Source organism: Sphingopyxis sp. FD7, from assembly GCF_003609835.1.
In the GTDB taxonomy this organism is placed as follows: Bacteria; Pseudomonadota; Alphaproteobacteria; order Sphingomonadales; family Sphingomonadaceae; genus Sphingopyxis.
The window spans coordinates 2250450-2276512 of the sequence record NZ_AP017898.1 but is presented as its reverse complement, the minus strand read 5'-3'; the positions used below and the strand labels follow the sequence as shown (position 1 = coordinate 2276512).

Annotated in this window: 26 protein-coding genes; 10 read left to right on the top strand and 16 right to left on the bottom strand. The window is 62.3% G+C overall.

The features are described from left to right. Positions 1-75: 75 nt before the first annotated feature. Positions 76-1299, top strand: a complete 1224-nt coding sequence (locus SPYCA_RS10780) for a Swt1 family HEPN domain-containing protein (RefSeq protein ID WP_137866784.1) — start codon at positions 76-78, stop codon at positions 1297-1299. 32 nt (positions 1300-1331) lie between these two features. Here the strand turns inward: SPYCA_RS10780 and SPYCA_RS10775 are convergent, their stop codons facing one another. Then, positions 1332-2282 (bottom strand): DUF4238 domain-containing protein, encoded by a 951-nt coding sequence (locus SPYCA_RS10775; RefSeq protein WP_120220313.1) that lies wholly within the window; start codon positions 2280-2282, stop codon positions 1332-1334. A 121-nt stretch (positions 2283-2403) separates the two neighbouring features. Here SPYCA_RS10775 and SPYCA_RS10770 point away from each other — a divergent pair, with 121 nt between their 5' ends. Then, positions 2404-3294: a hypothetical protein gene (locus tag SPYCA_RS10770; RefSeq protein WP_137866785.1), complete on the top strand. Its 891-nt coding sequence runs from the start codon at positions 2404-2406 to the stop codon at positions 3292-3294. A gap of 62 nt (positions 3295-3356) precedes the next feature. Here SPYCA_RS10770 and SPYCA_RS10765 read toward each other — a convergent pair whose 3' ends face one another. After that, positions 3357-4136, bottom strand: coding sequence for a bacteriophage abortive infection AbiH family protein (locus SPYCA_RS10765; RefSeq protein WP_232003274.1), 780 nt, complete (start codon positions 4134-4136; stop codon positions 3357-3359). On the opposite strand from SPYCA_RS10765, the gene SPYCA_RS10760 reads away from it, so the two are divergent. The 4 genes from SPYCA_RS10760 to istB all read left to right on the top strand — a co-directional run bounded on the left by SPYCA_RS10760 (position 4041) and on the right by istB (position 7533). Beyond that, positions 4041-4391, top strand: a complete 351-nt coding sequence (locus SPYCA_RS10760; protein WP_003051010.1) for a transposase — start codon at positions 4041-4043, stop codon at positions 4389-4391. The two genes, SPYCA_RS10765 and SPYCA_RS10760, sit on opposite strands and share 96 nt — an antisense overlap. Continuing rightward, on the top strand, positions 4364-5188 hold the full coding sequence (locus SPYCA_RS10755) for an IS3 family transposase (protein ID WP_120220306.1): 825 nt from the start codon (positions 4364-4366) through the stop codon (positions 5186-5188). Before SPYCA_RS10760 ends, SPYCA_RS10755 begins: the two co-directional genes overlap by 28 nt. Positions 5189-5303: 115 nt before the next feature. Next, positions 5304-6818, top strand: a complete 1515-nt coding sequence (gene istA / locus SPYCA_RS10750; RefSeq protein WP_021238707.1) for an IS21 family transposase — start codon at positions 5304-5306, stop codon at positions 6816-6818. Further along, complete coding sequence (istB, locus tag SPYCA_RS10745) at positions 6805-7533, top strand: IS21-like element helper ATPase IstB (RefSeq protein WP_120222281.1); 729 nt, start codon at positions 6805-6807, stop codon at positions 7531-7533. Before istA ends, istB begins: the two co-directional genes overlap by 14 nt. Before the next feature lie 178 nt (positions 7534-7711). Here istB and SPYCA_RS10740 read toward each other — a convergent pair whose 3' ends face one another. The 5 genes from SPYCA_RS10740 to SPYCA_RS10720 all read right to left on the bottom strand — a co-directional run bounded on the left by SPYCA_RS10740 (position 7712) and on the right by SPYCA_RS10720 (position 11354). Beyond that, the gene (locus SPYCA_RS10740; protein ID WP_120220306.1) at positions 7712-8536 is read right to left on the bottom strand and encodes an IS3 family transposase; all 825 of its coding nucleotides are present in this window, start codon (positions 8534-8536) and stop codon (positions 7712-7714) included. Then, complete coding sequence (locus SPYCA_RS10735; protein WP_003051010.1) at positions 8509-8859, bottom strand: transposase; 351 nt, start codon at positions 8857-8859, stop codon at positions 8509-8511. Before SPYCA_RS10735 ends, SPYCA_RS10740 begins: the two co-directional genes overlap by 28 nt. Beyond that, positions 8799-9284, bottom strand: coding sequence for an AbiH family protein (locus SPYCA_RS10730; RefSeq protein ID WP_197715339.1), 486 nt, complete (start codon positions 9282-9284; stop codon positions 8799-8801). Before SPYCA_RS10730 ends, SPYCA_RS10735 begins: the two co-directional genes overlap by 61 nt. Positions 9285-9379: 95 nt before the next feature. After that, positions 9380-9916, bottom strand: coding sequence for a hypothetical protein (locus SPYCA_RS19565; protein ID WP_232003273.1), 537 nt, complete (start codon positions 9914-9916; stop codon positions 9380-9382). A 74-nt stretch (positions 9917-9990) separates the two neighbouring features. Beyond that, a protein-coding gene (locus SPYCA_RS10720; RefSeq protein ID WP_085995949.1) for an IS3 family transposase occupies positions 9991-11354 on the bottom strand; the annotation gives its coding sequence in 2 pieces (ribosomal slippage) (positions 9991-11004 and positions 11007-11354; 1362 coding nt in all). Between the two features lie 127 nt (positions 11355-11481). Between SPYCA_RS10720 and SPYCA_RS10710 the strand changes: the two genes are divergently transcribed. Genes SPYCA_RS10710 through SPYCA_RS10700 form a run of 3 tightly spaced genes read left to right on the top strand, consistent with a single transcriptional unit; the run spans position 11482 to position 13107 of the window. Next, positions 11482-12600: a TrbI/VirB10 family protein gene (locus tag SPYCA_RS10710; protein ID WP_232003666.1), complete on the top strand. Its 1119-nt coding sequence runs from the start codon at positions 11482-11484 to the stop codon at positions 12598-12600. Beyond that, complete coding sequence (locus tag SPYCA_RS10705; protein ID WP_058807805.1) at positions 12597-12815, top strand: DUF2274 domain-containing protein; 219 nt, start codon at positions 12597-12599, stop codon at positions 12813-12815. The genes SPYCA_RS10710 and SPYCA_RS10705 overlap by 4 nt, the downstream gene beginning before the upstream one ends. Before the next feature lie 31 nt (positions 12816-12846). Beyond that, complete coding sequence (locus SPYCA_RS10700) at positions 12847-13107, top strand: helix-turn-helix transcriptional regulator (RefSeq protein WP_120220302.1); 261 nt, start codon at positions 12847-12849, stop codon at positions 13105-13107. On the opposite strand, the gene SPYCA_RS10695 is transcribed toward SPYCA_RS10700, so the two are convergent. Both SPYCA_RS10695 and guaA read right to left on the bottom strand, forming a co-directional pair. After that, positions 13097-14353 carry a tyrosine-type recombinase/integrase gene (locus SPYCA_RS10695; protein WP_120220300.1) on the bottom strand — a complete coding sequence of 419 codons (1257 nt, stop codon included), beginning with the start codon at positions 14351-14353 and terminating at the stop codon, positions 13097-13099. The genes SPYCA_RS10700 and SPYCA_RS10695 overlap by 11 nt on opposite strands. 293 nt (positions 14354-14646) lie before the next feature. Next, positions 14647-16233, bottom strand: a complete 1587-nt coding sequence (gene guaA, locus SPYCA_RS10690) for a glutamine-hydrolyzing GMP synthase (protein WP_120220298.1) — start codon at positions 16231-16233, stop codon at positions 14647-14649. 195 nt (positions 16234-16428) lie between these two features. Between guaA and SPYCA_RS10685 the strand changes: the two genes are divergently transcribed. Further along, positions 16429-18828: a TonB-dependent receptor plug domain-containing protein gene (locus SPYCA_RS10685; RefSeq protein ID WP_120220296.1), complete on the top strand. Its 2400-nt coding sequence runs from the start codon at positions 16429-16431 to the stop codon at positions 18826-18828. Here the strand turns inward: SPYCA_RS10685 and SPYCA_RS10680 are convergent. From SPYCA_RS10680 to SPYCA_RS10650, 7 genes are all read right to left on the bottom strand, one after another. After that, entirely contained in the window at positions 18825-19877 is a 1053-nt protein-coding gene (locus tag SPYCA_RS10680) for a glycosyltransferase family 4 protein (RefSeq protein ID WP_120220294.1), read from the bottom strand. The genes SPYCA_RS10685 and SPYCA_RS10680 overlap by 4 nt on opposite strands. Further along, positions 19874-20746, bottom strand: coding sequence for a UDP-2,3-diacylglucosamine diphosphatase (locus SPYCA_RS10675; protein ID WP_120220292.1), 873 nt, complete (start codon positions 20744-20746; stop codon positions 19874-19876). The genes SPYCA_RS10680 and SPYCA_RS10675 overlap by 4 nt, the downstream gene beginning before the upstream one ends. Before the next feature lie 227 nt (positions 20747-20973). Continuing rightward, complete coding sequence (locus SPYCA_RS10670) at positions 20974-22407, bottom strand: aldehyde dehydrogenase family protein (RefSeq protein WP_172595041.1); 1434 nt, start codon at positions 22405-22407, stop codon at positions 20974-20976. A 111-nt stretch (positions 22408-22518) separates the two neighbouring features. After that, on the bottom strand, positions 22519-24165 hold the full coding sequence (locus SPYCA_RS10665) for an acetolactate synthase large subunit (protein ID WP_120220290.1): 1647 nt from the start codon (positions 24163-24165) through the stop codon (positions 22519-22521). 544 nt (positions 24166-24709) lie between these two features. Continuing rightward, positions 24710-25003 (bottom strand): BrnA antitoxin family protein, encoded by a 294-nt coding sequence (locus SPYCA_RS10660; protein ID WP_232003272.1) that lies wholly within the window; start codon positions 25001-25003, stop codon positions 24710-24712. Then, positions 25000-25242 (bottom strand): BrnT family toxin, encoded by a 243-nt coding sequence (locus tag SPYCA_RS10655; protein ID WP_120220288.1) that lies wholly within the window; start codon positions 25240-25242, stop codon positions 25000-25002. The genes SPYCA_RS10660 and SPYCA_RS10655 overlap by 4 nt, the downstream gene beginning before the upstream one ends. A 112-nt stretch (positions 25243-25354) precedes the next feature. After that, positions 25355-26035 carry a hypothetical protein gene (locus tag SPYCA_RS10650; RefSeq protein ID WP_146625122.1) on the bottom strand — a complete coding sequence of 227 codons (681 nt, stop codon included), beginning with the start codon at positions 26033-26035 and terminating at the stop codon, positions 25355-25357. Between the last annotated feature and the right edge of the window lie 28 nt (positions 26036-26063).

Below are 26063 nucleotides of genomic sequence, written 5' to 3'. Positions count from 1 at the left end.
GGCCCTGCGTGAACTGGCCGAAAAGCTTGGGCAGAGCATGTGGCGGGTTGCCGATTTCGCGACTATATTGTGGCCATGAAGGATTACCGTTCCGCCATCGACAAGGCTCTGATGGACCAAGCGCGGCTCGCCAGCATGAGCGAGGCCGCGTCGCTTGCCCGTTTCCAGCAAGAGATGTTTGGCGGAGTCACACGGCAGCAGCTCGCTGAACTGAGTCAAACGGCGAGCGCGACACAGAGGGCTCTCGAAGACGCAGCGAAGCCATATGGCGGTGTGGCTCAAATGATGCGGGAAATTGAGAACCAGCGGCGATCGGTGGATGAGTTTCTCAAGGCGCCGGGTATTTTGGAAGCGATCGAGGAGGCTCGCCGCGGCCATTGGGCGAGCGCCTTTGCAGGCTATAAGATTTCCGACTTGTCAAAGCTGTATGGTGGCTCGCTCGACACTGTGCTGAGTTCGGCAGCGGAGCAGTCACGGCATATCCTTTCCTCCACGCCCGTCGCTGACGCCGCCACAGCGGCGGCCATCAAGGCGTCGTACCCGCTGGACAGCTTGATCGCGGGGGTGAGCGCGAAGATGACGGTCATCGCGGGCGTGACGGCGGTAAGCGGAGTTGAAACCCCTGCCTATGATGCGGCTTTTCACGGCCTCCTAGGTGACTGGCGTTTGCGACCCGATCTTCCCGAACGATTCTGGAACGACAAGTCCTATCGCGAGGACCGCTATAGGCGGGCCGACGTGGATGCGGGCCTAATCGACGTAGAGCCGCAGGTCGCCGTTGAACTGATGATATCAAGTGGCCTTATTGGGGGCACGGTGGAGCCTGATGGCGCGGTCGCGCTGCTGAGCTTCGGAAGCGTCTCAATGGCGATCCGGGCCACCGACGCCGAGGTTGACGCATATAGGGTCATCAGGTCGTTCGAGCGGCGCTTGCGTGATTTCATTAGGGGTAAACTCGAAGCGCACGCGGGTCCGGGCTGGCTGAAGCGTCGCGTCGACGGCGCGATCGTCAAGAGGGCGACTGATAAACGTGACGCTGCATTGAAGTCCGGGGAGTCCGTGACCGACTTGCTCGAATTTACCGATCTCGGGGAGCTGATGGAGATTATTCTGCGTGGAGACAATTGGTCGGACACATTCGAAGCCGTATTCGTGAATCGTGATCGCTTCCGGCAGGATATGCTGACACTATTGGCTCTCCGCCGGCCGGTTGCGCATTCGCGCGTTATCGACAGCCCACAACTCGCCGAGGCTATGCTGGTGATGCACCGGCTCGACGCGCGGATGTCTGGCGCCTAGTCGCCACGATAGGTCGGCGCGGCAGGACCGGCTCAAGACGGCCGATCGCGGCTTCGATCATATTTGGTTTCCAGTTTTCCATCGATCCAGCGCGAAGCAAAGGGCGCCGGGGCAGGGATGCCGAAGTTCTTCTTGATAAATGTCAAAGGTGGCGTTGATCTCGCGAATACGAAGCGGCGCGCGATACCGACCATGATGCGGTTGAACCGTGAGACTCCTTGCGAGTTAAGTCTGAAAATGAGGAGGCCGTCCCCCCTAATTGGCGGGAACGGTATGACGTTTAAGGCAAGCTTCGGAGTGAGGGGAGCATAGAGTTCGAAGGGGATCGGCCGTTTGCTCCAAGGTTCCCGAGCAACTACTCCTCCGTCGGAGAAGAGGAGTTCTCGATCGCAATCTGCGACCATAAGAGTGATGGCGCCGTTCGCAATCGCCTCGCGATAAACATCGTACAGAAAGAGCATGTTCTCCAGCGCAAAGGCGCGGTGTGTGTCTGGGTCAACGGGAAGCGCTCCAAGGTGAGAATTGTTCGACTTGTGCCACTCGGTGAGCTTCGAGAGATAAGCTGGGCTTCGTACCACGGCCGCTGCGAGATAGTTTGCGATCGCAATACGGTCGGTTTCATCGACGGGGAGCCGCTCCTCATAATCGGAAATTAGGAAGCCGAGTTCTTGCATTTCCCTGCGCTTCGCCGGATCGCCACGATCGGGATAGGCTCGCCTCTTAATGTCCGGCAACGGAAGAATATTGGTGAGCGCTCTAGAAAATGGTGTCTCGATTTCGCGCGAGAACCACCGCTCGATGTCGCGATCTTTGGTACCAGTCGGATCGACACGGGTATAGAGTTCACCTTCTACCCCGACTTTCGATGGCGGCGCGCGAAAGGTGCTTCCGTCGGATCGGACGGCCGTTAGATTGCCATCTACGCCGGCCCACTGGCTCGATTGAACTTCGGGCCACCAATGATGGCGTTTGGGCTCCGTCATATTGTTGTGCTGACACTTCGCATCGATAGTTGCAATGGCGCGCTCCCAGCAACCTCCGCTTTATCAGAACCCAAATCACGCGCGTTTGGCGAAGTCTGCCTGTCCTGCCTATACTCGCTCCATGCCTGAACCTGCAAAGTTCAAACCCGCGCCTGACCGCCCCTCCACCTTGCCGATGGACGCGCAACTGGTGGTGCTCGCTGACGCCGTTGAGAGGATCGGCCCTGCGCGTGTCAGACATTCCGGACGTAACGCGTTCAACCATCTACGAAAGTCGTGGGAACTACACCCGGTTGATGCCGAGATGTCCTATTTTCGCGCGCTGACTGCCGAAGAGGAAGCGGCGAGCGCGCTAATCCTCGCGCTTAGACAGCAGCGATATCCGGGAGCTAAGCGGCTGGATCCGCAAATTCACGCTCATAAAGCTGCCGTCTGGGTGATCCTTGAGGCCATTGTTCGTGGATATACGGACAAGAAGATGCCTAGGCCCCAAATATCAATCGGAAAGGAAGGCCGACCGCGTATCAGGATCGATGTCGATATCGGTCCAATGATCGATTCCGATGGCCCATATTGGGTCCATTCTCCCGACCCCTTCCATACTGTCATTCATTCGGACGAGAAGGGGCCGTTCGAGCTCCACCGCTGGGCTAAGGAATTGGCGCAGATCGCAGGGCCGAACAAATCGATAATGAGATATGTTCGCGAACTTGCGAACAATCGGAACCGCGTTCTCTACGCCAATGAAAAAGGTGTTCCGAGTATCATTTTTCCGGACGAACTCATCCTCGAGCGGCTGGAGCGTGTAAAGTGGATCATGGTTGTAGTTATCGGCGTTCTGCAAACGAAGACCCTGCAGCTACTGGTGATCCAGGCACTTGAGGCGCTGCTCATCGCGGTGGAGAGGTTCGAGGGTGAGGGATTTGCGTTCCCGCAGTTCGATCAGTCGGCCGCCAATTTGAGCATCGAGCAGCAACCCGACGGAAGCTTCGTATCGGGTTTTAAGGCCTGATCACTTCGGAGCAGACCTTTGAACTGCCAGGATATACGCGGGCATTGCGCATGATGTAGGGCTTACAAAAGCGATAAAGGATGGAACCGGGACAGCGCCGGGGAAACGCCAAGGCCGTTCATCCTATCCTCCGCTTCAGCTGAACTTCCGTGATAGCTTACCGTCCATGTTGCGTCGGGACGTATGCGTCTGATAACCTCGTGAAGGTAAGGCGCGTCGATTTCCGAAAGCGAGTGACCGAGGACGAAAACTTCATCGACGTTGGAGATGCGGCCGAAGAATCCGGAATTGCGTTCGATGAGCGCGATGGTCGGTTTGAAGGTGTCGGCGAAGTAGCTGTCGATCAATCGATAGCCCCCGGCAAATCGTGTATCGGTGTCCTCATGAACTTTGGGCGACAACTTCTCCTCGTCCAATCGCTCCCAGCCGTGGCCGAGTACAATTTGATCACTCGCGACACTCGCGTTTCCATGAATGTGGAGCACGTTCGCAGGCGTGGCGCCGTAAAGTGTCTCGAGGGTGGGTGTGTAATTGAAAGTGAGGAATAGCGCGCCGGGATCCACGCTTCGAATGAGCGAATACGTCCCTTCGACCGGCGGTGGAAGTTGCCGTATCCAGGCCGCGAAATGGTCACGGAGCTTGAGGATCAGCGTGCAATAGGCACCCCCTTCTGGAGTGGGCCCCTTGGGCCGGACAGGGAAGCATAGTTGGATTGACCGGTTGGCCGGGCTTTTGGAGAAGAGCCCATGGCAAGACACCGATCCCATAGCGTTGAGTTCAAGCGTCAGGTCGCACAGGAGTTTCTGAACGGCGAGACGCTTCACGGCCTTGCCAAGCGGCATGATATTTCCCGGCAGTTGATCCGCATCTGGGTGGCGAAGTATGAGGCCGGTGCCCTTGATGACGATGCGCGGGCGGCGGATCTGATCCAGGAATATGAGGCGCGGATTGCCGCACTCGAACGCCTTGTCGGCAAACAGGCGCTGGAGCTGGAGTTTTTAAAGGGGGCTCTGCGCGACGCACCGCGGCCGAGAAGCGCCAATACGTCCGTGATCACCGGCCCGGCGGGATGTCGATCGCACGAGGATGTCGGCTGATGGGCATCGCACGATCGACATTCTATCATGAGCGGACCCAACCGATCGGCGATGCCGAACTGGTAGCTGCTATCACCGTGATCTGCGATGAGTTCGAAGCTTATGGCTGGCGCCGCGTGCAGGCCGCGCTCCGCCATCAGGGCGTGATCGCGAACCACAAGCGGATCAAGCGATTGATGCGCGCGCATGACCTGCAGCCGCGCCGTCGCAGGCGTTATACCGCAACCACCGACAGCGATCATGACCTGCCAGTCTTTCCGGATCGCTCGAAGGATATGATTCTTGATGGTCCCGATCAACTCTGGGTGGCGGACCTGACCTATGTCGCCATCATTGGCGGCTTTGCCTATGTCGCGATCGTCCTCGATGCCTGGTCACGCCGCGTCGTCGGCTATGCGATCGGAAGATCGATCGATGCGCGGCTCGCAGTGGCGGCGCTGAAGGTGGCGATCGAACGACGGCGCCCGCGATCAGGATGCGTGCATCATTCTGACCGCGGCAGCCAATACGCATCCCGGATTTATCGAGCGATGCTCGCCGATCATGCCATGGTCGGCTCGATGAGCCGGCGGGGCAACCCGTACGATAACGCCAAAGCGGAAAGCTTCATGAAGACACTCAAGGTCGAGGCGGTCTATCCCATGGCATTCGAAACCTTCGACGATGTCGCCGACCAGCTTCCTAGGTTCATCGACGACATCTACAACCAACGCAGATTGCATTCCGCGCTCGGCTATGTCAGCCCCGCGCAGTTCGAGCAGCAAAACTCCCGGCTCATGGTCAAATCAGCTGCGTGACCCTGTCCGGCCCAAGGGGCCCACTCCATTCGTGGGGTGATCGGCGTGCAAAAAGGACCCCTTCATCCCGGGGATTTAGTCGGCCGACTGGTTTTGATCAGTTGGCGAGAACGGGATGTTGATCGTGGAGACAGTGGTTCGGATTCGGCGTGAGCATGCAGCGGGTAAGGCGATCAAGGCGATCGCTCGTGACCTTCGTTTGTCGCGGAAGGTCGTCCGCAAAGCGATCCGGTCGCCGGAGGCGGCGTTCAACTATCAGCGCAAAGTCCAGCCGCTGCCGCGGATCGGTCCTTATCAGGATCGTCTCGATGCGCTGCTTGAGGAGAACGAAGGTCGCGGCCGCCGCGATCGGCTACGGATGACGCGTATCCATGACCTGCTGGTGCGCGAGGGGTTCGATGGATCCTATGATGCGGTGCGCCGCTATGCGGCGCGCTGGCGTGCTGCGCGGCGGAAGGATGCTGGCGAAGGCGCACCGGCGTTCATCCCGATGACCTTCCAGCCGGGTGAGGCCTACCAGTTCGACTGGAGCCACGAGGATGTGGAGATCGCCGGCAAGCCGATGCGGGTGAAGGTGGCGCATATGCGTCTCTGCGACTCGCGCGCACCCTATGTCCGGGCCTATCCGCGCGAGGGCCAGGAGATGCTGTTCGATGCCCATGCCCGGGCGTTCGCGTTCTTCGGCGGTGTGCCGCGACGCGGTATCTACGATAATATGAAGACGGCGGTGACGGCCGTGTTCACCGGCAAGGAGCGTGTGTTCAACCGCCGCTTCCTGATCATGACCGATCATTACATGGTCGAGCCGACCGCCTGCTCGCCGGCGGCGGGATGGGAGAAGGGCCAGGTCGAGCAGCAGGTCCAGACGATCCGAGGCCGCTTCTTCCAGCCGCGACTCCGGTTCGCCAGCCTGGCCGAGCTCAACGGGTGGCTGGAGGCCGAGTGCCGGCGCTGGGCCGAGCATCATGCCCATCCCGAACGCGGGGATATTACCGTCGCCGAGGCGCTGGATATGGAGCGACCGGCCCTGCAGCCGATCCTGGCACCGTTCGACGGCTTCCATGAGAGCGAGCATGCCGTCACCGGCACCTGCCTCATCAGCTTCGATCGCAACCGCTACTCGGTCATGTCGACGGCCGCACGCCGGACCGTTCAGGTGCGCTCCTATGCCGATCGCATCGTCATACGCTGCGGCGATGCGATCGTCGGGGAGCATGAGCGCCACTTCGGTCGGAACCGCACGATATACGATCCCTGGCATTATCTGCCGGTCCTCGCGCACAAGCCCGGCGCGCTGCGTAACGGCGCACCGTTCCAGGACTGGGATCTGCCGCCCGCCCTGCACCGATTACGGCGAAGGCTCGGCACCGGGGACGAGGCCGATCGCAGGTTCGTGCGGGTCCTCTCGGCGGTGCTCACCGATGGCCTGGAGCCGGTAGAGGCTGCCGTGCGCGAAGCGTTGGCGAACGGAACGGCCAGCGACGAGCTGATCCTCAACATCCTCTCCCGGCGCCGCGAGCCGGCGACACCCCACAGCATCGTCACTTCGGAAGACCGGATGCTGCAGCATCCTCCGCTCGCCGACTGTGCCCGCTATGATCTGCTGCGAGGCTATGATGCAGCGGCATGATATGATCGACACGATGTGCGGCCTCGGACTCAAGGGCATGGCGGCGGCGTTCGACGAGGCGGTCACCACCGGCCTCCAGCGCAAGCGCACCACCATGGAGATACTGACCGACCTGCTCCGTGCTGAGGCGACCCACCGGGATGCAGCCTCCATCCGCTATCGGATGACGGCTGCGAGGCTGCCCGTGGTGAAGGACCTGGAGCGGTTCAGCTTCGAGGGCACACCGATCAATGAGGAGATGATCCGCTCCCTTCACGATGGCTCCTTCCTCCCGCCTCGCCGCAATATCGTGCTGGTCGGCGGCACGGGGACAGGCAAGACCCACCTCGCCATCGCGATCACCGCCAATGTCGTGCGAAGGGGCGCTCGCGCCCGCTACTTCAACACCGTCGATCTGGTGACACGCCTCGAAGAGGAGACCCGGATCGGCAAAGGCGGGACCCTGGCGGCGCAGCTGTCGCGGCTCGACCTGATCGTGCTCGACGAGCTCGGTTATCTGCCGTTCGCCCGCTCAGGAGGGCAGTTGCTGTTCCACCTCATCAGCAAGCTTTATGAGCGGACCAGCGTCATCATCACCACGAACCTCGCCTTCGGCGAATGGCCGACCGTGTTCGGCGATCCCAAGATGACCACGGCGCTGCTCGACCGCGTCACCCACCACTGCGATATCGTCGAGACGGGCAACGACAGCTGGCGCTTCAAAAACCGCAGCTGACAGCCACCTTCGGCGCCTTCAAAAATCTATCTTGCGCTGCGCGCGCCTCCGGTCGGGCTACGCCCGCCCTCCGCCGCACGCAGCGCAAGGCCATCTTCAACAAACCAGCATCATATTATCCGAAAAGGGGGTCCCTCTTCGACGCCGATCTGGAGTGGGCCCCTTGGGCCGGACAGGGTCACGCAGCTGATTTGACCATGAGCCGGGAGTTTTGCTGCTCGAACTGCGCGGGGCTGACATAGCCGAGCGCGGAATGCAATCTGCGTTGGTTGTAGATGTCGTCGATGAACCTAGGAAGCTGGTCGGCGACATCGTCGAAGGTTTCGAATGCCATGGGATAGACCGCCTCGACCTTGAGTGTCTTCATGAAGCTTTCCGCTTTGGCGTTATCGTACGGGTTGCCCCGCCGGCTCATCGAGCCGACCATGGCATGATCGGCGAGCATCGCTCGATAAATCCGGGATGCGTATTGGCTGCCGCGGTCAGAATGATGCACGCATCCTGATCGCGGGCGCCGTCGTTCGATCGCCACCTTCAGCGCCGCCACTGCGAGCCGCGCATCGATCGATCTTCCGATCGCATAGCCGACGACGCGGCGTGACCAGGCATCGAGGACGATCGCGACATAGGCAAAGCCGCCAATGATGGCGACATAGGTCAGGTCCGCCACCCAGAGTTGATCGGGACCATCAAGAATCATATCCTTCGAGCGATCCGGAAAGACTGGCAGGTCATGATCGCTGTCGGTGGTTGCGGTATAACGCCTGCGACGGCGCGGCTGCAGGTCATGCGCGCGCATCAATCGCTTGATCCGCTTGTGGTTCGCGATCACGCCCTGATGGCGGAGCGCGGCCTGCACGCGGCGCCAGCCATAAGCTTCGAACTCATCGCAGATCACGGTGATAGCAGCTACCAGTTCGGCATCGCCGATCGGTTGGGTCCGCTCATGATAGAATGTCGATCGTGCGATGCCCATCAGCCGACATCCTCGTGCGATCGACATCCCGCCGGGCCGGTGATCACGGACGTATTGGCGCTTCTCGGCCGCGGTGCGTCGCGCAGAGCCCCCTTTAAAAACTCCAGCTCCAGCGCCTGTTTGCCGACAAGGCGTTCGAGTGCGGCAATCCGCGCCTCATATTCCTGGATCAGATCCGCCGCCCGCGCATCGTCATCAAGGGCACCGGCCTCATACTTCGCCACCCAGATGCGGATCAACTGCCGGGAAATATCATGCCGCTTGGCAAGGCCGTGAAGCGTCTCGCCGTTCAGAAACTCCTGTGCGACCTGACGCTTGAACTCAACGCTATGGGATCGGTGTCTTGCCATGGGCTCTTCTCCAAAAGCCCGGCCAACCGGTCAATCCAACTATGCTTCCCTGTCCGGCCCAAGGGGCCCACTCCAATCGGGGGTCCCTTTTGAACGCCGTTTGACACACGGAGCTTTCGGGAAAGTGCATCGACAACCTGTTCGATTTCATATTCGAAGTCGTGATGATAGGCGTCGCTCCAGTCGTCTGCGCCATAGCTAACCAGAAACTGCTCGGCATAGTCGATGATCGCATCCTCATCGAACGATGCCAAACGCTCTTCGAAACAGGCCCAGAAGTCCTTGTCGACGAATAGGTACTCGCAGATTGTCCGCCACGATGCTGGGTCCACGTTCAGGAGATAGTCTCCGAACTGCGAATATCGGGATGGGATGCCGTGATGGAGGTCAAAGCCGTTGCCGATGATGTACAGACGTTTCGTCATGGAAATGCTTCTCTACCAGATGGATGCAATTGGGCTGGCAGCGGCACTGAGATGCCCGCCTCTATCGTAAAGTAGGGGTGCGACGCCGCGGATTGCTACGGATCGCCAAGACCGGCTCGCTTATATTGCGACGGATCCGGCCGCTCGATGTAGAATGCGATCGGAATATACTCTAGATATGTGTCGACGCTCGACATCAACAGCAGCCGATTGATGCTGTTGTCTCGGATGCCTCCAGGCGGGATGACGCATTTCATTCTCGCCGACTGCGCCAGATCACCAGTCTGCATGATGGCCTTTGCGGTTTGGGCTAGTGATGTTCTCAAGCGCTTGGGCAACTGCGCTTCCCAATTTGGCTTGGGCCCCTTGTGCGCATTGGCGGTGAGGTAGCGAAACACGTCCTGCATCAGAATCGTGTATGATCGGGCTTTCCCCTGACTGTGAACGTCGGCGATTGACCATTGATTTCCTAAGAACAGATGTTCGTTCTGCTCGATCTCGGAGCGGAGTCCGGGCAATTGATCGGGCCGTCGATTCGACTGCATCCAACCAGCGGCGACAATCTCGCACCACCGATGCGGGCTGTCCGTTACAATGATCGAACCTGTAGCCTGTGCGATGAAGAGCGACATTGTCCGTCGTCAGAACATTTGGCACAACTCGCGGCGTAAATTAGCGGAGTGCGGGCCTCGTCAGGGGCTGGATTTTAAGCGGCGAGCTTGCGGTGTTGCAAGCGCCGATATTCGATGGTCTGTCGTTTGATCCTTTCACGCTGTTTGATGATGGCTGGTGCCCTGCCGAAGTAGGCGTCGGCGGGCGTCACGTTGTTCAGGCTCTCGTGGTAACGTTGATTGTTGTAGTGCTCGACGAAGGCTTCGATCTGGGCCTCGAGGTCGCCGGGCAGGAAGTAGTTCTCCAGCAGGATGCGGTTCTTCAGAGTCTGGTGCCAGCGCTCGATCTTGCCCTGGGTCTGAGGGTGGCACGGTGCACCGCGCACATGACTCATCTGCTGAGCTTCGATGTATTCAGCCAGTTCGCCAGCGATGTAGCTGGGACCGTTATCGCTGAGCAGCCTGGGTTTGTGCAGCACGGTGGCGCTGTCGCAGCCCGAGGCAGCCAGCGCCATGTCCAGCGTGTCGGTGACGTCCTCGGCCCGCATGTTGGTGCACAGTTTCCAGGCGATGATGTAGCGCGAGAAGTCGTCGAGCACGGTCGACAGGTACATCCAGCCCCACCCGATGATCTTGAAGTAGGTGAAGTCGGTTTGCCACATCTCGTTCGGCCGGGTGGTCTTGGTGTGGAACTGATCGGCGGCCTTGATCACGACATAGGCCGGGCTGGTGATCAGATCATGGGCCTTCAACAGGCGGTAAACCGTGGCTTCCGACACGAAGTAGCGCTTCTCGTCGGTGAACCGCACCGCCAGCTCGCGCGGTGACAGTTCGCTGTAGTCCAGGGCCATCTCGACGATCTGGTCCTGGATATCATCGCCGATGCGGTTCCACACCCGGGTCGGCGCCGACGGCCGATCCTCCAAGGCCTCCGGGCCGCCTTCGAGGAACCGGTCATACCAGCGGTAGAAGGTCCGACGGGCGATGCCGAGCTGGTCCAGCGTGCGTTTGGCGGGCAGGTGCGACTGCTCGACGATCCGGATGATCTCGAGCTTCTCCGAGGCGGGATACCTCATTCGTCGTCGCCCCCATCCGCGATCATGCTTTTTTTGAGCAGGCGGTTCTCCAGGGTCAGGTCGGCAACGCATTCCTTCAGGGCGCGGGCTTCGCGGCGCAGATCCTGCACCTCGCCAGTGGTCGCGGCACGGGCGGTGTCGCCGGCCAGGCGGCGCTTGCCGGCTTCCATGAACTCCTTCGACCAGGTGTAATACAGGCTCTGGGCAATGCCTTCCTTGCGGCACAGCTCGGCGATGCTGTCCTCGCCGCGCAGGCCATCCAGCACGATGCGGATCTTGTCTTCGGCCGAGAAGTGCCGGCGGGTTGCACGCCGGATGTCCTTCACCACCCGCTCCGCAGGGGCCTTGGTCGGCGATTTTGCATTGGAGGATTTGGGCTTCATCTTCGTTCCTTCGTCACTACGACGAAGCCCAAATCCTCCTTAAATCACAACCTCAAATCTGTGCCATTGGTGCTGACGGGGAGCAGTTGCGCCTGCAAGCCCTGACGGCTTTCGTCTTGAGGGCGAACTGCCGCGCGTCATGCGCCTGTCGCGCAAGACGCTTGCGGTGCTCGGTGGCACCGCCGGGATCGCAATTGGGGGCGCACTTCTCTGGGCGCTGCGCTCGGCCGATCCAAAGGTCGCGCAGGAGCTTTACGAGGTCGCCTCGCCCAACCGGTCCGAAGCCGTGACCGGGGCGCCCGCCGACTATGGCGCTGTCCCCAAGCTCGGACCGCCGCTGCCAGGGGACCTCGGGCGGCCGATCGTGGCGGCGCAAAGGGCGGGCGAGCCTGTCCCCGTCCCCGCGATGGGGCCGCCCCCGCCCGATCCGCGCCAAACCGCGCGGGACCAGGCGAAGCAGCGCGCTCTGCAGGAACGCGAGGCCGCCGAGGGAAGCCGCCTGTTTCTGGGCGGCGGCAGCGCGGCGGCCGCCGCGCACGGAATTCTCGATGCCCCGCCGGCAGCCTTAGAACCGGCCAAGGAGGCAGGTACGCCCGCAGCAGCGCGCAAAGCCTTTCTCGCCGGCGGGCCGCAGCCCGCGTTCGAAAGCTCCGAGCGGATCGTCGCGCCGAGTTCGGCGGCCGTGGTTCAGGCTGGCACCGTTATCCCGGCTGCTCTGATCACGGGAATCCGGTCCGACCTTCCCGGCCAGATCACCGCGCAGGTCACGCAGAATGTCTATGACAGTCCGACCGGTCGGCTGCTGCTCATTCCGCAAGGTGCGCGGCTCGTCGGAGAGTATGACAGCGAGGTCGCCGCGGGTCAGCGCCGTGTGCTTCTGGCCTGGGATCGCCTTATACTCCCGGGCGGGCGATCAATTCGTCTTGATCGCCAGTTCGGCGCAGATGTCTCGGGCTATGTCGGTCTTGAAGATGGCGTGAACAACCATTGGGGGCGGATGTTGCGCGCGGCGTTGGTCTCGGCGTTTCTCGGCGTCGGGACCGAACTCGCCGTCGGTGGGGACGGTGACCTCGTCCGGGCGCTTCGGTCGGGCCTTCAGGATAGCACGAACGAGGCTGGGCGGCGGGTGGTCGAACGCGAGCTCTCCGTGCCACCAACGCTCACAGTCCGGCCCGGCTTTGCGTTTCGCGTCATGGTGACCCGCGACCTCATTATTGATAGCTCGGCTTCGGCAGGTGCGCGGTGAGCAAGCTCAGACTGGGAGCGGTGCTGGACGAAAAACCAGTCAAGCTCAGTATCGAACTCCCGGGTGCCTTGCACGCCAGGCTGGTCGAATATGCGAAAGTTCATGCGCGTGAGACGGGGCTCAGCGAGCCGATTTTGCCCGAGCGCCTCATTGCTCCGATGCTCGATCATTTCATCAGCACCGATCGGGCGTTCGCTCGCCTTCGGTCGAAATAGGCCTCCGAGCGCCAAAGCCGAGTCACAGCAAATGTCCAAGGACGGCCCAAACGACTATACACGCACGATCCGGCGCCATCAGCTAAAAGAGATGGTACCGCTTGCCGACAGCACCATCTTCGAGATGGAGCGTCGGGGAGAATTCCCTCGTCGCTACGCATTGTCTCCAAGGACGGTAGTCTGGAACCTGGCGGAGGTTGAGGCTTGGCTGGCGGATCGCCGGGCACGGCCTATCGGTCGCGCCCAGCAAGTGGATGTCCGCGACCGGCGCAATCGGCCGGTCAAAGGCTAGGGTCGAGGTCGAGGAGTGGCGGTGCTGGGGGGAGCAGTGTGGGTGCATAGCGCTGACCTGCGATCCACGCATCGACGGTATTTGACCATTCCTGCATCATGTGGCGCCTCTGCTGCTCATATTCGGCTTTGTTGTACACGCCCCTCGACGAGCGGCCGTCTTCATGCGCAAGACATTTTTCGACCCAGTCACTGTTGAACCCCATCTCGTTCAGAAGCGTCGAACCCGTTCGGCGAAGGTCGTGCACGGTGAATGGTTCAAGCGGCAGGCCGTCTTTCCGCGCCTGTTCGACCACGGCGTAAGTCACCCGGTTCAGAGTTGCACGGGACATCGGCGCATCCGCGTCGTAGCGGGATGGCAGCAAATATTTCGAATTGCCCGCACAGGTCTTCAGCGCGATCAGGATGTCGAGCATCTGCGTCGACAGATAGACATTGTGCGGCCGCGATCTTTTCATTCTTTCCTTCGGAATGGACCAGACGGCATTTTCGAAGTCGACCTCGTTCCAGACCGCATCCTGGAATTCACTCTTCCGCACCATCGAAAGTAGGATGAATCGCATCCCCAAGCGTATTGTCGGGATGGTTGCCACCTGCTCGAGGGCCTTGAACAGCACCCTGATTTCCGAAGGAGATAGCGAGCGATCTTTCGGGACAAAAGTCGCGATTGATGCCGGACCCACTTCGTCAGCGGGATTCGCCGCCTTTTCGCCGTGCAGCTTTGCAAAGGCGTAAATCTGTTTGAGGATATCGCGGACATGAATGGCGGTTGCCGGCGCGCCGCGATCTACGATCTTGAGGCAATGTTCGCGTAGATCGCCCGGGGTGATCTCGGTCAATAGGCGACTCTTCCATACCGGAAGTAACTCACGCTCGAATATCGAGCGCCTCATTGCTCGTGTGCTGTCGGCCATAGGAGCACACTGAAGCCACTTCTCTCCGAACTGGCCAAAGCTCTTGGCTTCCTTGATCCGCCTCTTCTCGCGCTGCTTCTCGATGGCCGGCGACTGCCCCTCGGCGATCATTCGTTTTGCGTCGATGCACTTTTCGCGAGCGCGCGCTAGCGAAAGGTCCGAAGGCGCGTACTTGCCAAGTGTCACGGTCTCCCGGCGACCATGCAAACGGTAGTCCACGCGGAAGGAAATGGTGCCGCCGGGACTGACCAGCACATACATGCCGTCACGGTCCGTGACCTTATATGGTTTTGCTTTTGGTTTCAGGTGCTTGAGTTCTGTATCGGTAAGCATGAGGGGGACTCCGACGGAAAAATACCGTCAGCCTAAAAGCGCAGTTCTCCCGCCCGAAAAAGCACTGCTTTTCCGACTGTTAGAGCGAAAAAAATACCGTCTAGGGCTGATGTGTCCCTGACGGTATCGACGATTTCTGGAAGAAACAAGGGTAGGCAAGGCCGTCAGCCCGTCCGCTCGCAATGAAGGCTGCCCACCGATTGTCGCCGAATGTTATCGACAACAAAATTATTTTTTTCAATTAGTTGGACGTCATCCCTGCGAGAGGTATTCGGGCATTTGCGTGCCCCGAATCATTCCCACTCGATCGTCCCCGGCGGCTTTGACGTATAGTCATACACCACGCGGTTGATGCCCTGGACCTCGTTGATGATGCGCGTCGCGCAGCGGCTCAAGAAACTGGCGTCGAAGGGGTAGATGTCGGCGGTCATGCCGTCGGTCGAGGTGACGGCGCGCAGCGCGCAGACATGGTCATATGTCCGCCCGTCACCCATCACGCCAACCGTCTTGACGGGGAGCAGCACCGCGAACGCCTGCCAGATCGCGTCATAGAGGCCCGCGTTGCGGATTTCTTCGAGATACACCGCGTCGGCCTTGCGCAAAATGTCGCAGCGTTCCTTCGACACTTCGCCCGGAATGCGGATCGCGAGGCCGGGGCCGGGGAAGGGATGGCGGCCGACGAAAATGTCGGGCAGGCCCAGCTCCTTGCCGAGCAGGCGCACCTCGTCCTTGAACAGCTCGCGCAAGGGCTCGACCAGCTTCATGTTCATCCGTTCGGGCAGGCCGCCGACATTGTGGTGGCTCTTGATCGTCACGCTCGGCCCGCCGGTGAACGAAACCGATTCGATCACGTCGGGATAGAGTGTGCCCTGCGCGAGGAAGTCGGCGCCGCCGATCTTCCTTGCCTCTTCCTCGAACACATTGATGAACTCGGCGCCGATGAACTTGCGCTTCGCCTCGGGGTCGGTGACGCCCGCCAGGCCCGCCATGAAGCGCTCCTCGGCGTCCACGACGACCAGCGGGATGTTGTAATGATCGCGGAACAGACGCTCGACCTGTTCGCGCTCGTTCATGCGCAAGAGGCCGTGGTCGACGAAGACGCAGGTGAGCTGTTCGCCGATCGCTTCGTGGATCAGCACCGCCGCGACCGCGCTGTCGACGCCGCCCGACAGGCCGCACAGCACGCGCTGGTCGCCGACCTGTTCGCGGATTTCGGCGATTTTCGTGGCGCGGAACTCGGCCATCGTCCAGTCACCCGAACAGCCGCAGACGTGGCGCACGAAATTGGCGATCAGCTTGGCGCCGTCGGGCGTGTGGACGACCTCGGGGTGGAACTGCGTGCCATAATAGCGGCGCGCGTCGTCGGCGATGAGGGCAAAGGGCGCGCCGTCGCTGACCGCGACGATGCGGAAACCGGGGGCGAATTGCGTCACGCGGTCGCCGTGGCTCATCCACACCTGATGCCGCTCGCCGACCGCCCACAGCCCGTCGAACAGCACGCAGGGTTCGGTGACGGTCAGGAAGGCGCGGCCGAATTCGCCATCGCGCGTCCCGTCGACGCCGCCGGGCTCGACGCGGCCGCCGAGCTGCTGGCTCATCACCTGCTGGCCGTAACATATGCCCAGGATCGGCAGGCCGCTGTCGAACACCGACTGCGGTGCGCGCGGGCTGCCGTCGGCGGGGACCGAGGCGGGCGAGCCCGACAGGATGATGCCCTTGGGCTGCATCCGCTCCAGCGCGGCTTCGGCGGCGCTGAACGGGACGATCTCGCTATAGACGCCCGCCTCGCGGACGCGGCGGGCGATGAGCTGGGTGACTTGCGATCCGAAGTCGATGATCAGGATCGATTCAGGGGCGGCGGAGGGTTCGGGAGTCGGCATGGCTGGCCGATAAGGAAGCCGGGCCATGCTGTCCAGCGGTCGATATGGGCCGCCCGTCGAACCCGCATAGCCTCGACACATTGTTGCGACAATTGCGACATAAGCGAACGCCGCACGAAATCCGGCGTCAGCGGGGGTTAAGCCCCCGCCATGCAAATGAAAAACCAGGACAGAAAAGAAACAAGGCCCTCCCCCATGAACCATGCCCGTCTCTCCCTTTCCGCGCGCGCTGCCTTGCTGGCGGCCGGGGCGTCGCTCGCGCTGCCCGCGTTGGCGGAGGCGCCGGTCGGTCCGCCCCCCGCCGCCGCGGTGGCCGACCAGCCCGCCGACCAGGCCCCGGCGGCGCCCGAAACGGTCGAGGACGCTTATGACGATTATGCCGAGGAGGAGATCGTCGTCACCGCGCCGCGCCTCGCCGGCCAGCTCGACACCGACATCCGGGCCGAGGCCGAACTCGATGAAGCCGCGATCGCCAGCTATGGCGTGTCGAACGTCTCCGAACTGCTCGACGCGCTGGCGCCGCAGACGCGCTCGGGGCGCGGTCGCGGCAGCGGGCGGCCGATCATCCTGGTCAACGGGCGCCGCATCGGCGGTTTCGGCGAAGTGCGCAACCTGCCCCCCGAAGCGATCGCCAAGGTCGAGGTGTTCCCCGAAGAGGTCGCGCTGCAATATGGCTATTCGGCTGACGAGCGCGTGGTCAATCTGGTGCTCAAGCCCAATTTCCGGCAGGTTTCGGTCGAGGCCGAAGGCGGCGTCCCGACCGAGGGCGGCCGCTTTCAGAGCGAGATCGAGCCGAGCTTCCTCGCGATTACCGAAAACGGCCGGATCAACATCAACGCGGGCTGGGAACGCAAGTCGATGCTGCGCGAAAGCGAGCGCGACCTCGATTATGACGACCCGGCGCAGGCGGCCGAAGCACCCGCGCGCAGTCTGCTCGGCGCGTCCGATGAATATCGCATCGACGCAACGGTTCAGCGCAGCCTCAGCAAGACGACCGATGCGTCGATCAACCTCAGGCTCGACCAGACCGATACGCTGTCGCTGCTCGGCCCCGGTTCCGGCGGCGTGGCCGATCCGCTGGAACGCGACAGCCGCGCGCGCAACCTGACCTCGACCGCCAGCGTCAACGGGATGCTCGGCGACTGGCGCTGGTCGGTCACCGGCAATTATGCCGACGCCGATCAGCGGACCTTCACCGATCGCATCGACGGTTCGGTCGACCGCTTCGACAGCAGCCAGCGGACATTCGGCGGCAGCGCCAACCTGTCGGGCACGGTGACCGAAGGCTGGGCGGGGCCGATCCGCCTGTCGATGACCGGCAGCTATTCGGGGCTGCGCTTCGACAGCCGGTCCGAGCGCGCCGACGGCGTGACCACCACCGACCTGTCGCGCGACCTGCCCGGCGTGTTCGGTTCCTTGACCGTGCCGCTGCTCGATCCCGACTACGAGGTCGGCAAGATCGGCACCCTGTCGCTGACGCTGAGCGGACAGGTTCAGAATCCCAGCGATTTCGACGCGCTCAAAAGCTGGGGCGCGAACCTCAACTGGGGCGTCACCGACAGCCTGTCGCTGATCGCCAGCTTCAACAGCGATGAGGCCGCGCCGGGCATCCAGCAGCTTGGCGCGGCGCCGCTGGTGACGCCCGCGGTGACCTACTACGACTTTTCGACCGGCCAGACGGTGCAGATCACGACGACGACCGGCGGCAATCCCTTGCTGCTCGCCGAACGGCGCCGCGACCTCAAACTCGGGCTCAACTGGTCGCCGCCGATGATCGACGGGCTCAATCTGTCGGTCAATTACAACCACAACAAAAGCTATGACACCGCGAACAGCTTTCCCCTGCTGACCCCGGAGATCGAGGCGGCCTTTCCCGACCGCGTGACGCGCGACGCGAACGGCGTGCTCGTCGCGCTCGACCAGCGGCCGGTCAATTTCGACCGCGCTGAAAATTCGCAGATCCGCTGGGGTCTCAACTTCGGCAAGAGCTTCGGGCAGCCCGAACAGCGCGCCGGACCGCGCGGCGAGCGTGGCGGTCCCGGCGTCGGCGCTCCGCGCCGCGGCGGCCCGCGCGCGGGCATGCGCGGCGGTCCCGGCGGCATGTTCGGCGGACCGCAGGGCGGGCGCTGGCAGGTCTCGCTCTATCACACGGTAAAGCTCACCGACACGGTGCTCATCCGTCCCGGCGTGCCCGAACTCGACCTGCTCGATGGCTCGGCGACCGGCAGCGGCGGCGGGTCGAACCGCCACCTCCTCGAACTCGACGGCGGCGTCTTCCACAAGGGCATGGGCGTGCGGCTGAGCGCGAAATATGACAGCGGCAGCACGGTGACCGGCGGCAGTGCGGGCGATCTTGACTTCGGCGACCTCGCGACCTTCAACCTGCGCTTCTTCGTCAACCTCGACCAGCAGCCGAAATTGACGGGCGCGCTCCCCTTCCTCAAAGGCTCGCGCCTCCGCCTTGCCATCGACAATGTCTTCGACGCCCAGCGCAAAATCACCGACGCAAACGGCGTGGTCCCGCTCAATTATCAGCCGGGCTATATCGACCCGCTCGGCCGCTATATCGAACTGGAGTGGCGCAAGACTTTCTAGGCGACGACGCCCGCGGTGCCGACCTCAACCTCCGAAGCGGAGCCGACGGGAACGAAGGACAGCGCGCGTGCGAACTGCGCGGTGCAGCTTGCCCAGCTGTATCGCGCGCCGAGCGCGGCGGCGTCGCGGCGGTCGCGCGTCAGCGCGCGGTCGATCGCGCGGCCAAGGTCTTCGTCGAGCGCGCCCGCGTCGTCGGTGACGATGTCGCCCGGCCCCGGCACCGGATAGGCAGCGACCGGCGTGCCGCAGCTCAGGGCTTCGATCACGACGAGGCCGAAGGTGTCGGTGCGGCTTGGAAAGACGAACACGTCGGCGCCCGCATAGGCCGAAGCGAGCGTCTCGCCGCCGAGCTTGCCGAGGAACAGCGCGCCCCGATGGCGGGCTTTCAATTCGGCGAGCGCGGGGCCGTCGCCGACGACGACTTTCGTGCCCGGTCGATCGCAATCGAGGAAAGCGCCGATATTCTTTTCGACCGCCACGCGGCCGACATAGAGCTGGATCGGGCGCGCCAGCCCGTCAAAGGCGGGATGCGGCCCGCGGTCGGGGCGGAACAGCGCATGATCGACGCCGCGTTCCCACATCATCGTCTGCGTCAGCCCCTGACCGGCGAGCTCGCGCGCCAGGCTGCGCGTCGCGACCATGATGTGCCGCGCCGGGCGGTGGAACCAGCGGATGAAGCGCCAGACGAAGGCGGGTGAGACGGGCAGCCGCGCCGCGACATATTCGGGAAAGCGCGTGTGATAGGCGGTGGTGAAGGGGAAGGCGTTGTCGAGGCACCAGCGCCGCGCGGCGAGGCCGAGCGGCCCTTCGGTCGAGATATGGATCGCCTGCGGAGCAAAGGCGCGGATCCGGCGCCCGACCGCGCGCCGCCCGGCGAAGGCGAGGCGGATTTCGGCATAGGAGGGGCAGGGGACCGACCGGAACAGGTCGGGCGAGATGACGCCGACCTCATGCCCCGCCGCGCGCAGCTCGCCGATCGTCGCCTGGAGCGTGCGGACGACGCCGTTGACCTGCGGCTCCCACGCATCGGTGACGATCAATATCCTCATGCGGCGGCGGGCAGTGCGAGCGGGGTCGGCGCGCTCCGCGCGGCGACTTCCTTTGCCCAGTGGAGGATTTCCATGGTGCCGTCATGATGTTCGACCAGCGCGGTGCAACCCTCGACCCAGTCGCCGTCGTTATAATATTCGGTGCCCTCGATCTCGCGCATTTCCGCGCTGTGGATATGGCCGCACACGACGCCGTCGACGCCGCGCGAGCGCGCCGCATGGGCGACGACTTCCTCATAGCGGCCGATGAACTGGACCGCGTTCTTGACCTTGTGCTTGGCGACCATCGACAGCGACCAATAGGGCAGGCCGAGCTTGTGGCGGACCCAGTTGACCACGACGTTGCACTTCATCAGCGCGGTGTAGGCGGCGTCGCCGGCGAAGGCGAGCCAGCGGTGCGCCAGCATCACCGCGTCGAATTCGTCGCCATGGACGATCAGCAGCTTGCGGCCATCGGCGGTTTCGTGGATCGCCTCGCGGCGGATTTCGACGCCGCCGAAATCGAAGCCGTCGAACGGGCGCACCATCTCGTCATGGTTGCCGGGGACATAGACGACGCGCGTGCCGCGTTTCGCGCGCTTGAGCACGCGCCACACGACGTCATTATGCTCGGGCGGCCAGAAATGCCGCTTCTTGAGCCGCCAGCCGTCAATGATGTCGCCGACGAGGTAGAGCGTCTCGCAATCCACATGATCGAAAAAGTCGATCAGCAGTGGTGCGTTGCAGCCGCGCGTCCCCAGATGGATGTCGCTGACCCATATCGTGCGATAGCTCCGCCGTTCGCCGATCACGCGCTCGGGAATATGCGGTTCGCTCGTGAAAGGGTCGGCAAAGCGGGCTGGGATCGGCAGGGTCGAGATCGATGCCATGTCACACTCCGTAAGCAGCCTTTGGCTGCCCCCGGCCTAGACAGGAGATTTGTTACACTGTGCGATTCAAAACCGCGTCGGTTCGGGGACGGTTTGAAGGCGGTTTAGTGACGGAGGGAGCGATTTTATCCTCGTCATTGCGAGGAGCCGAACGCGACGCGGCAATCCAGAGCCCGCGTAAACCGCTCTGGATTGCTTCGCTACGCTCGCAATGATGAAGCTCAGAATCAGACCCGCCGGATGACCAGGTTCCTGATTTCGCTCATGTCTTCCATCGCAAAGCGCACGCCTTCGCGGCCGAGTCCGCTGTCCTTGACCCCGCCATAGGGCATATTGTCGACGCGATAGGAGGACACATCGTTGACGACGATGCCGCCGACGTCGAGATGATCCCACGCCGCCAGCACCTTGTGCAGGTCGCGCGTGAAGAGCCCCGCCTGGAGCCCGAATTTGCTGTCGTTGACCTCGGCCAGCGCGGCGTCCCAGTCGGTGAATCGCGACAGGATGACGACCGGGCCAAAGGCCTCCTCGCGCACGACATCGGTGTCGGCGGGGACATTTTCGAGCAACGTCGCCTCCAGCATATTGCCCGCGCACCCGCCGCCCGCCAGCAGCGTGGCGCCCGCCGCGACCGCATCGTCGATCCAGCCTTTGAGCCGCTGCGCTTCCCTGACCGAAATCATCGGGCCGATGAAGGTGTCGCGATGCTTGGGGTCGCCCGATTTCAGCGTCTTGACCCGCGCGGTGAGCATGTCGCGAAACCGGTCGTAAACATCGGCATGGATGATCGCGCGCTGCACATGGATGCAGCTTTGCCCCGACTGGTAATAGCCGCCGAAGATGATGCGTTCGAGCGCATGATCGAGGTCGGCGTCGCGGTCGACGATCACCGCGGCGTTGCCGCCGAGTTCGAGCACGACCTTTTTCTTGCCCGCCCTGGCCTTCAATTCCCAGCCGACGCCGGGCGATCCGGTGAAGGAGAGCAGCTTCAATCGCGCGTCGGTCGTGAACAGGTCGGCGCCGTCGCGGCTCGCGGGCAGGATGCTGAACGCGCCTTCGGGAAGAACGTCGCATTCGGCGAGCACCTCGCCCATGATGATCGCGCCGAGCGGCGTCAGCGATGCGGGCTTCATCACGAACGGGCAACCCATCGCGATCGCGGGCGCGATCTTGTGCGCGGCGAGGTTCAAGGGGAAGTTGAACGGCGAGATAAAGCTGCACGGCCCGATCGGCACGCGCTTCCACATCCCCATATAGCCCTTCGCGCGCGGCGAAATGTCGAGCGGCTGGACCTCGCCATAATTGCGCGTCGCTTCCTCGGCGGCGATGCGGAAGGTGTCGATCAGGCGGGTAACCTCGCCCTCCGAATCGGCGATCGGCTTGCCCGCCTCGACGCACAGCGCATAGGCGAGCTCGTCGAACCGCTCCTGAAAGCGCGCGACGCAATGGCTGAGCACATCGCGTTTCTCGTAACTCGCGAGCCGCGCCATCGGCTCGGCGGCGCGCACGGCGCCCGCGATGGCCTCGTCGATGACGTCGGGGGTCGCGAGCGCGGTGCGGAACGCGACTTCGCCGGTGAACTTGTCGGTCACGACCAGGTCGCTGTTCGGCTGCGCCGCCTTGTTGTTGAGGTAAAGCGGGTAGACGTCTTTCAACTTCATTTTACAAATCTCCGTACCCCGGCGAAAGCCGGGGTCCAGGGCTGGAACGCGCGACGGTTGCGCAAGGACGCTCTGCACCCCGGCTTCCGCCGGGGTGCAGGGGGCGAAAGGTCAAAGCTCCTTCGACAGCCTCTTGATGTCATTATTCAAAATCTGGTCATTCTCCGAATAATCGACCGGACAGTCGATCAGATGGGCGCCCGGCGTGTCGAGGCAATGCGCGAGCAGCGCTTTGAGATGCGCGGCGCTTTCGACGCGGTGGCCGCTCGCCCCATAGCTTTCGGCATATTTGACAAAATCGGGGTTGCCATAGGTCAGGCCCCAATCCTTGAAGCCCATGTTCGCCTGTTTCCAGCGGATCATGCCATAGCTGTTGTCGTTGAGGATAAGCACGGTGAGATTGAGACCGAGGCGCACCGCGGTCTCCATCTCCTGGCTGTTCATCATGAAGCCGCCGTCGCCGCAGATCGCCATGACCTTGCGGTCGGGATAGAGCATCGCCGACATCATCGCGCTCGGCAGCCCCGCGCCCATCGTCGCGAGCGCATTGTCGAGCAGCACCGTGTTCGGCTTGCACGCGGTATAGCCGCGCGCGAACCAGATTTTATAGACGCCATTGTCGAGACAGATGATCCCGTCGTCGGGCATCGCGTCGCGGATCTGCTGCACAAGATAGGGCGGAAAGATGGGAAAACGCTCGTCCCTGGCGAGCGGCGCCGTATGCGCGACCTCGGCCTGGCGATAGGCGAGCAGATGGTCGAACGTCCAGCCGCCGTTGGGGACGATATCCTCCTTCATCTGCCACACCGCATTGGCGATGTCGCCGATCACCTCGATGTCGGGGAAATAGACGGGATCGACCTCGGCGGTCTTGGTCGACACATGGATCACCGTCGGCCCGCCGCGCTGCATGAAGAAGGGCGGTTTTTCGATCACATCATGGCCCAGGTTGACGATACAGTCCGACGCCTCGACCGCGCGGTGGACGAAGTCGCCCGCCGACAAGGCCGCGCAGCCCAGGAACTTCGGGTGCCGCTCGTCGATCACGCCCTTGCCGAGCTGCGTCGTCAGAAAGGGGATGCCGGTCTTTTCGATGAATTGCAGCAGCATCCGGCTCGTCATCGTGCGGTTCGCTCCCGCGCCGATCACCAGCACGGGCGATTTCGCCTTTTCGAGCGCCTTCACCGCTTCGCGGATCGATTTGCTGTCGGCGTTCGGGCGGCGCGAATGGCTGCGCTTGAGCGGCGTCGAATCGGTGTGTTCGTCGGCGATGTCCTCGGGCAGCTCGATATGCACCGCGCCGGGCTTTTCTTCCTCCGCGAGGCGAAAGGCCTCGCGCACGCGGCTGGGGATATTGTCCGACGAGGCCATCTGGTGCGTGAACTTGGTGATCGGCGACATCATCGCGACGACGTCGAGGATCTGAAAGCGCCCCTGCTTCGATTTCTTGATCGGCTTTTGCCCCGTGATCATCATCATCGGCATCCCGCCGAGCTGCGCATAGGCGGCGGCGGTGACGAAGTTGGTCGCGCCGGGGCCGAGCGTCGCGAGGCAGACGCCGGTCTTGCCGGTGTGCCGGCCGTAGGTCGCGGCCATGAAGCCCGCGCCCTGTTCGTGGCGCGTCAGGATCAGCTTGATCTTCTTCGACCGCGACAGGCTGTCGAGGAAATCGAGATTTTCCTCGCCCGGAACGCCGAAAATATATTCGACGCCTTCTTCTTCCAGGCATTCGATGAACAGGTCGGATGCTTTTTTCATGCGTGTCGCCCCCTCAAGCCGCGCACCGTCATGGTGCGGCCCCAGATCATGCCGGCGACCCCTCGGCATCCTGTCGTTGCAGCGGCGCCCGTCATAAGCCCGCGAGTCCCTGCTGCATCACGCAGGATTTGTAACGAGGGGGGAAGAGGTTGTCACGCGGGGTGTCTTCGGTCGCATTGGATAAGATTCGCGCAGAGGTCGCAAAGAGCGCAGAGGGAAAGGAGATTTTCGAAAGGCGCGGAAAACTGCGCAACTTCACTCGGAATCGGTGCTGAGCGCGTCTTCGGTCGGAGTGCGCGGCCGCGCTTAAAGCGACAAAGGATACGCATGGGCGCGCCGAAAATGTCTCCTTTGTGGCTTTAAGCGAAATCGCGTGCGGTGCCATCGCCGCGGGTGTCTGGTTCAGGAGACGGGGCGGGGCATGGCGCATGAGCCGAAGCTAGCGCGGGGCGATGGTGTAGGACAGGAGATTTCGGCGGTGGGACGTTAAGTAAACTTGAGCCTCAATCCCTCCCACATGGCCTAGCTGACCGGCGCGATAACGTCATATCCCCGCGACCTTGCGCAGCGCCTTGTTCATGCGCGATTGCCAGCCGGGGCCGCCAGCCTTGAAGGCTTCGAGCACTTCGGAGTCGAGCCGGATCGAGACGGCGACCTTGGTCTTGTCGGCTTTCGGCCGTCCGCCGACATTCCGGCGCATCTTGTCCGCCAGCGCGGGGAAGGCGTCGGCAAAGGGGCGCGCCTGCGCCAGTTGCTCGTCGGTCGCTTCGGGCGCGTCGGGATCGCTGGCGATCATCCGCTGGATTTCCTTTTCGCTCGGACGTCCGGTCATCGTCATAACAGGCCTCTTTCCTTTTTGCTGGCGTGGCGCATCGAGATCACCGACACCCCTTCGGTGCCGAGCAGGGCGAACACCACCGCAATCGTTCCATCGTCGAGGCGCCCGATCGCCATATGCCGACCGCCCTTCGCCGGGATCACCTGAGCCGACAGGAAAAACTCTTCCGACAAATCGGCGAAATCGAACCCGTGCTTGGCGAGATTGATCTGCCGCTTCGATTCGTCCCAGAGGATCATTGAGGGTTATTGTATATACATAATGTGTGGGGGTCAAGTATGCGTATATACAGATACTGCGCGACGGAGCGTTGTCCACACCATCGCCGTAATTGCCAGCATCGGTGTTGGATCACGGTCCAGCGTTGACCGCTGCGGAAACCGCTTCGGCCTTTGACATGGCCTTAGCCCTTCCAACAGCCGAGGCAGCGAAATCGTTGCGAAGAAGGGGTATGATCTTCGATTCCAAGTTGGCGACCGCTTGGTTTACCTTGGCTGCTACGGGGTCGTCTTCTCCTCGTCCCAGGAACATGTCTGCTCTCAGCTTACGAGTGAAATCGCGATCACTGCTGTCATGGTCATCAACATAGGATTCGACCGCAACAAGGACAATCCGATGCTGATGAGCAATCGTCCTGAGGCACTCCTCTTCGTCCTTACCAAAGAAAGCAGTCGCGAACGGCATCACGGAATATAGAGCATTCCAGTCTTCGTGAGTCGCATTGCTTCGATGGTATATTGCCTGCGCCGTGCAAAGGCGCTTCGCGCGTTCGGGCGGTTGGGCCTTTAGATCGAAACCATCTTCGACCAGTTTTGCTTCGGCACGGCTCAGTTCTGCTGCCGAAATGAAGTTTCCGCGAATGCCTTCGAGTGCGTCTTTGGCGCGATATGCAGCGGTCAATACCCGCTCACCGGTATCCATTTGCCGCTCAAGTTGCTTTTGCGCCCTCCAATCAGCAACAGCATCTCGCCCTTGCTTCGCAGCCCAGATGACCGCCGCGACGCCACCCCAGGCGGCGAGCCCCGATAGCATGGAGCCCATTGCATCCCAGTCAATCTGG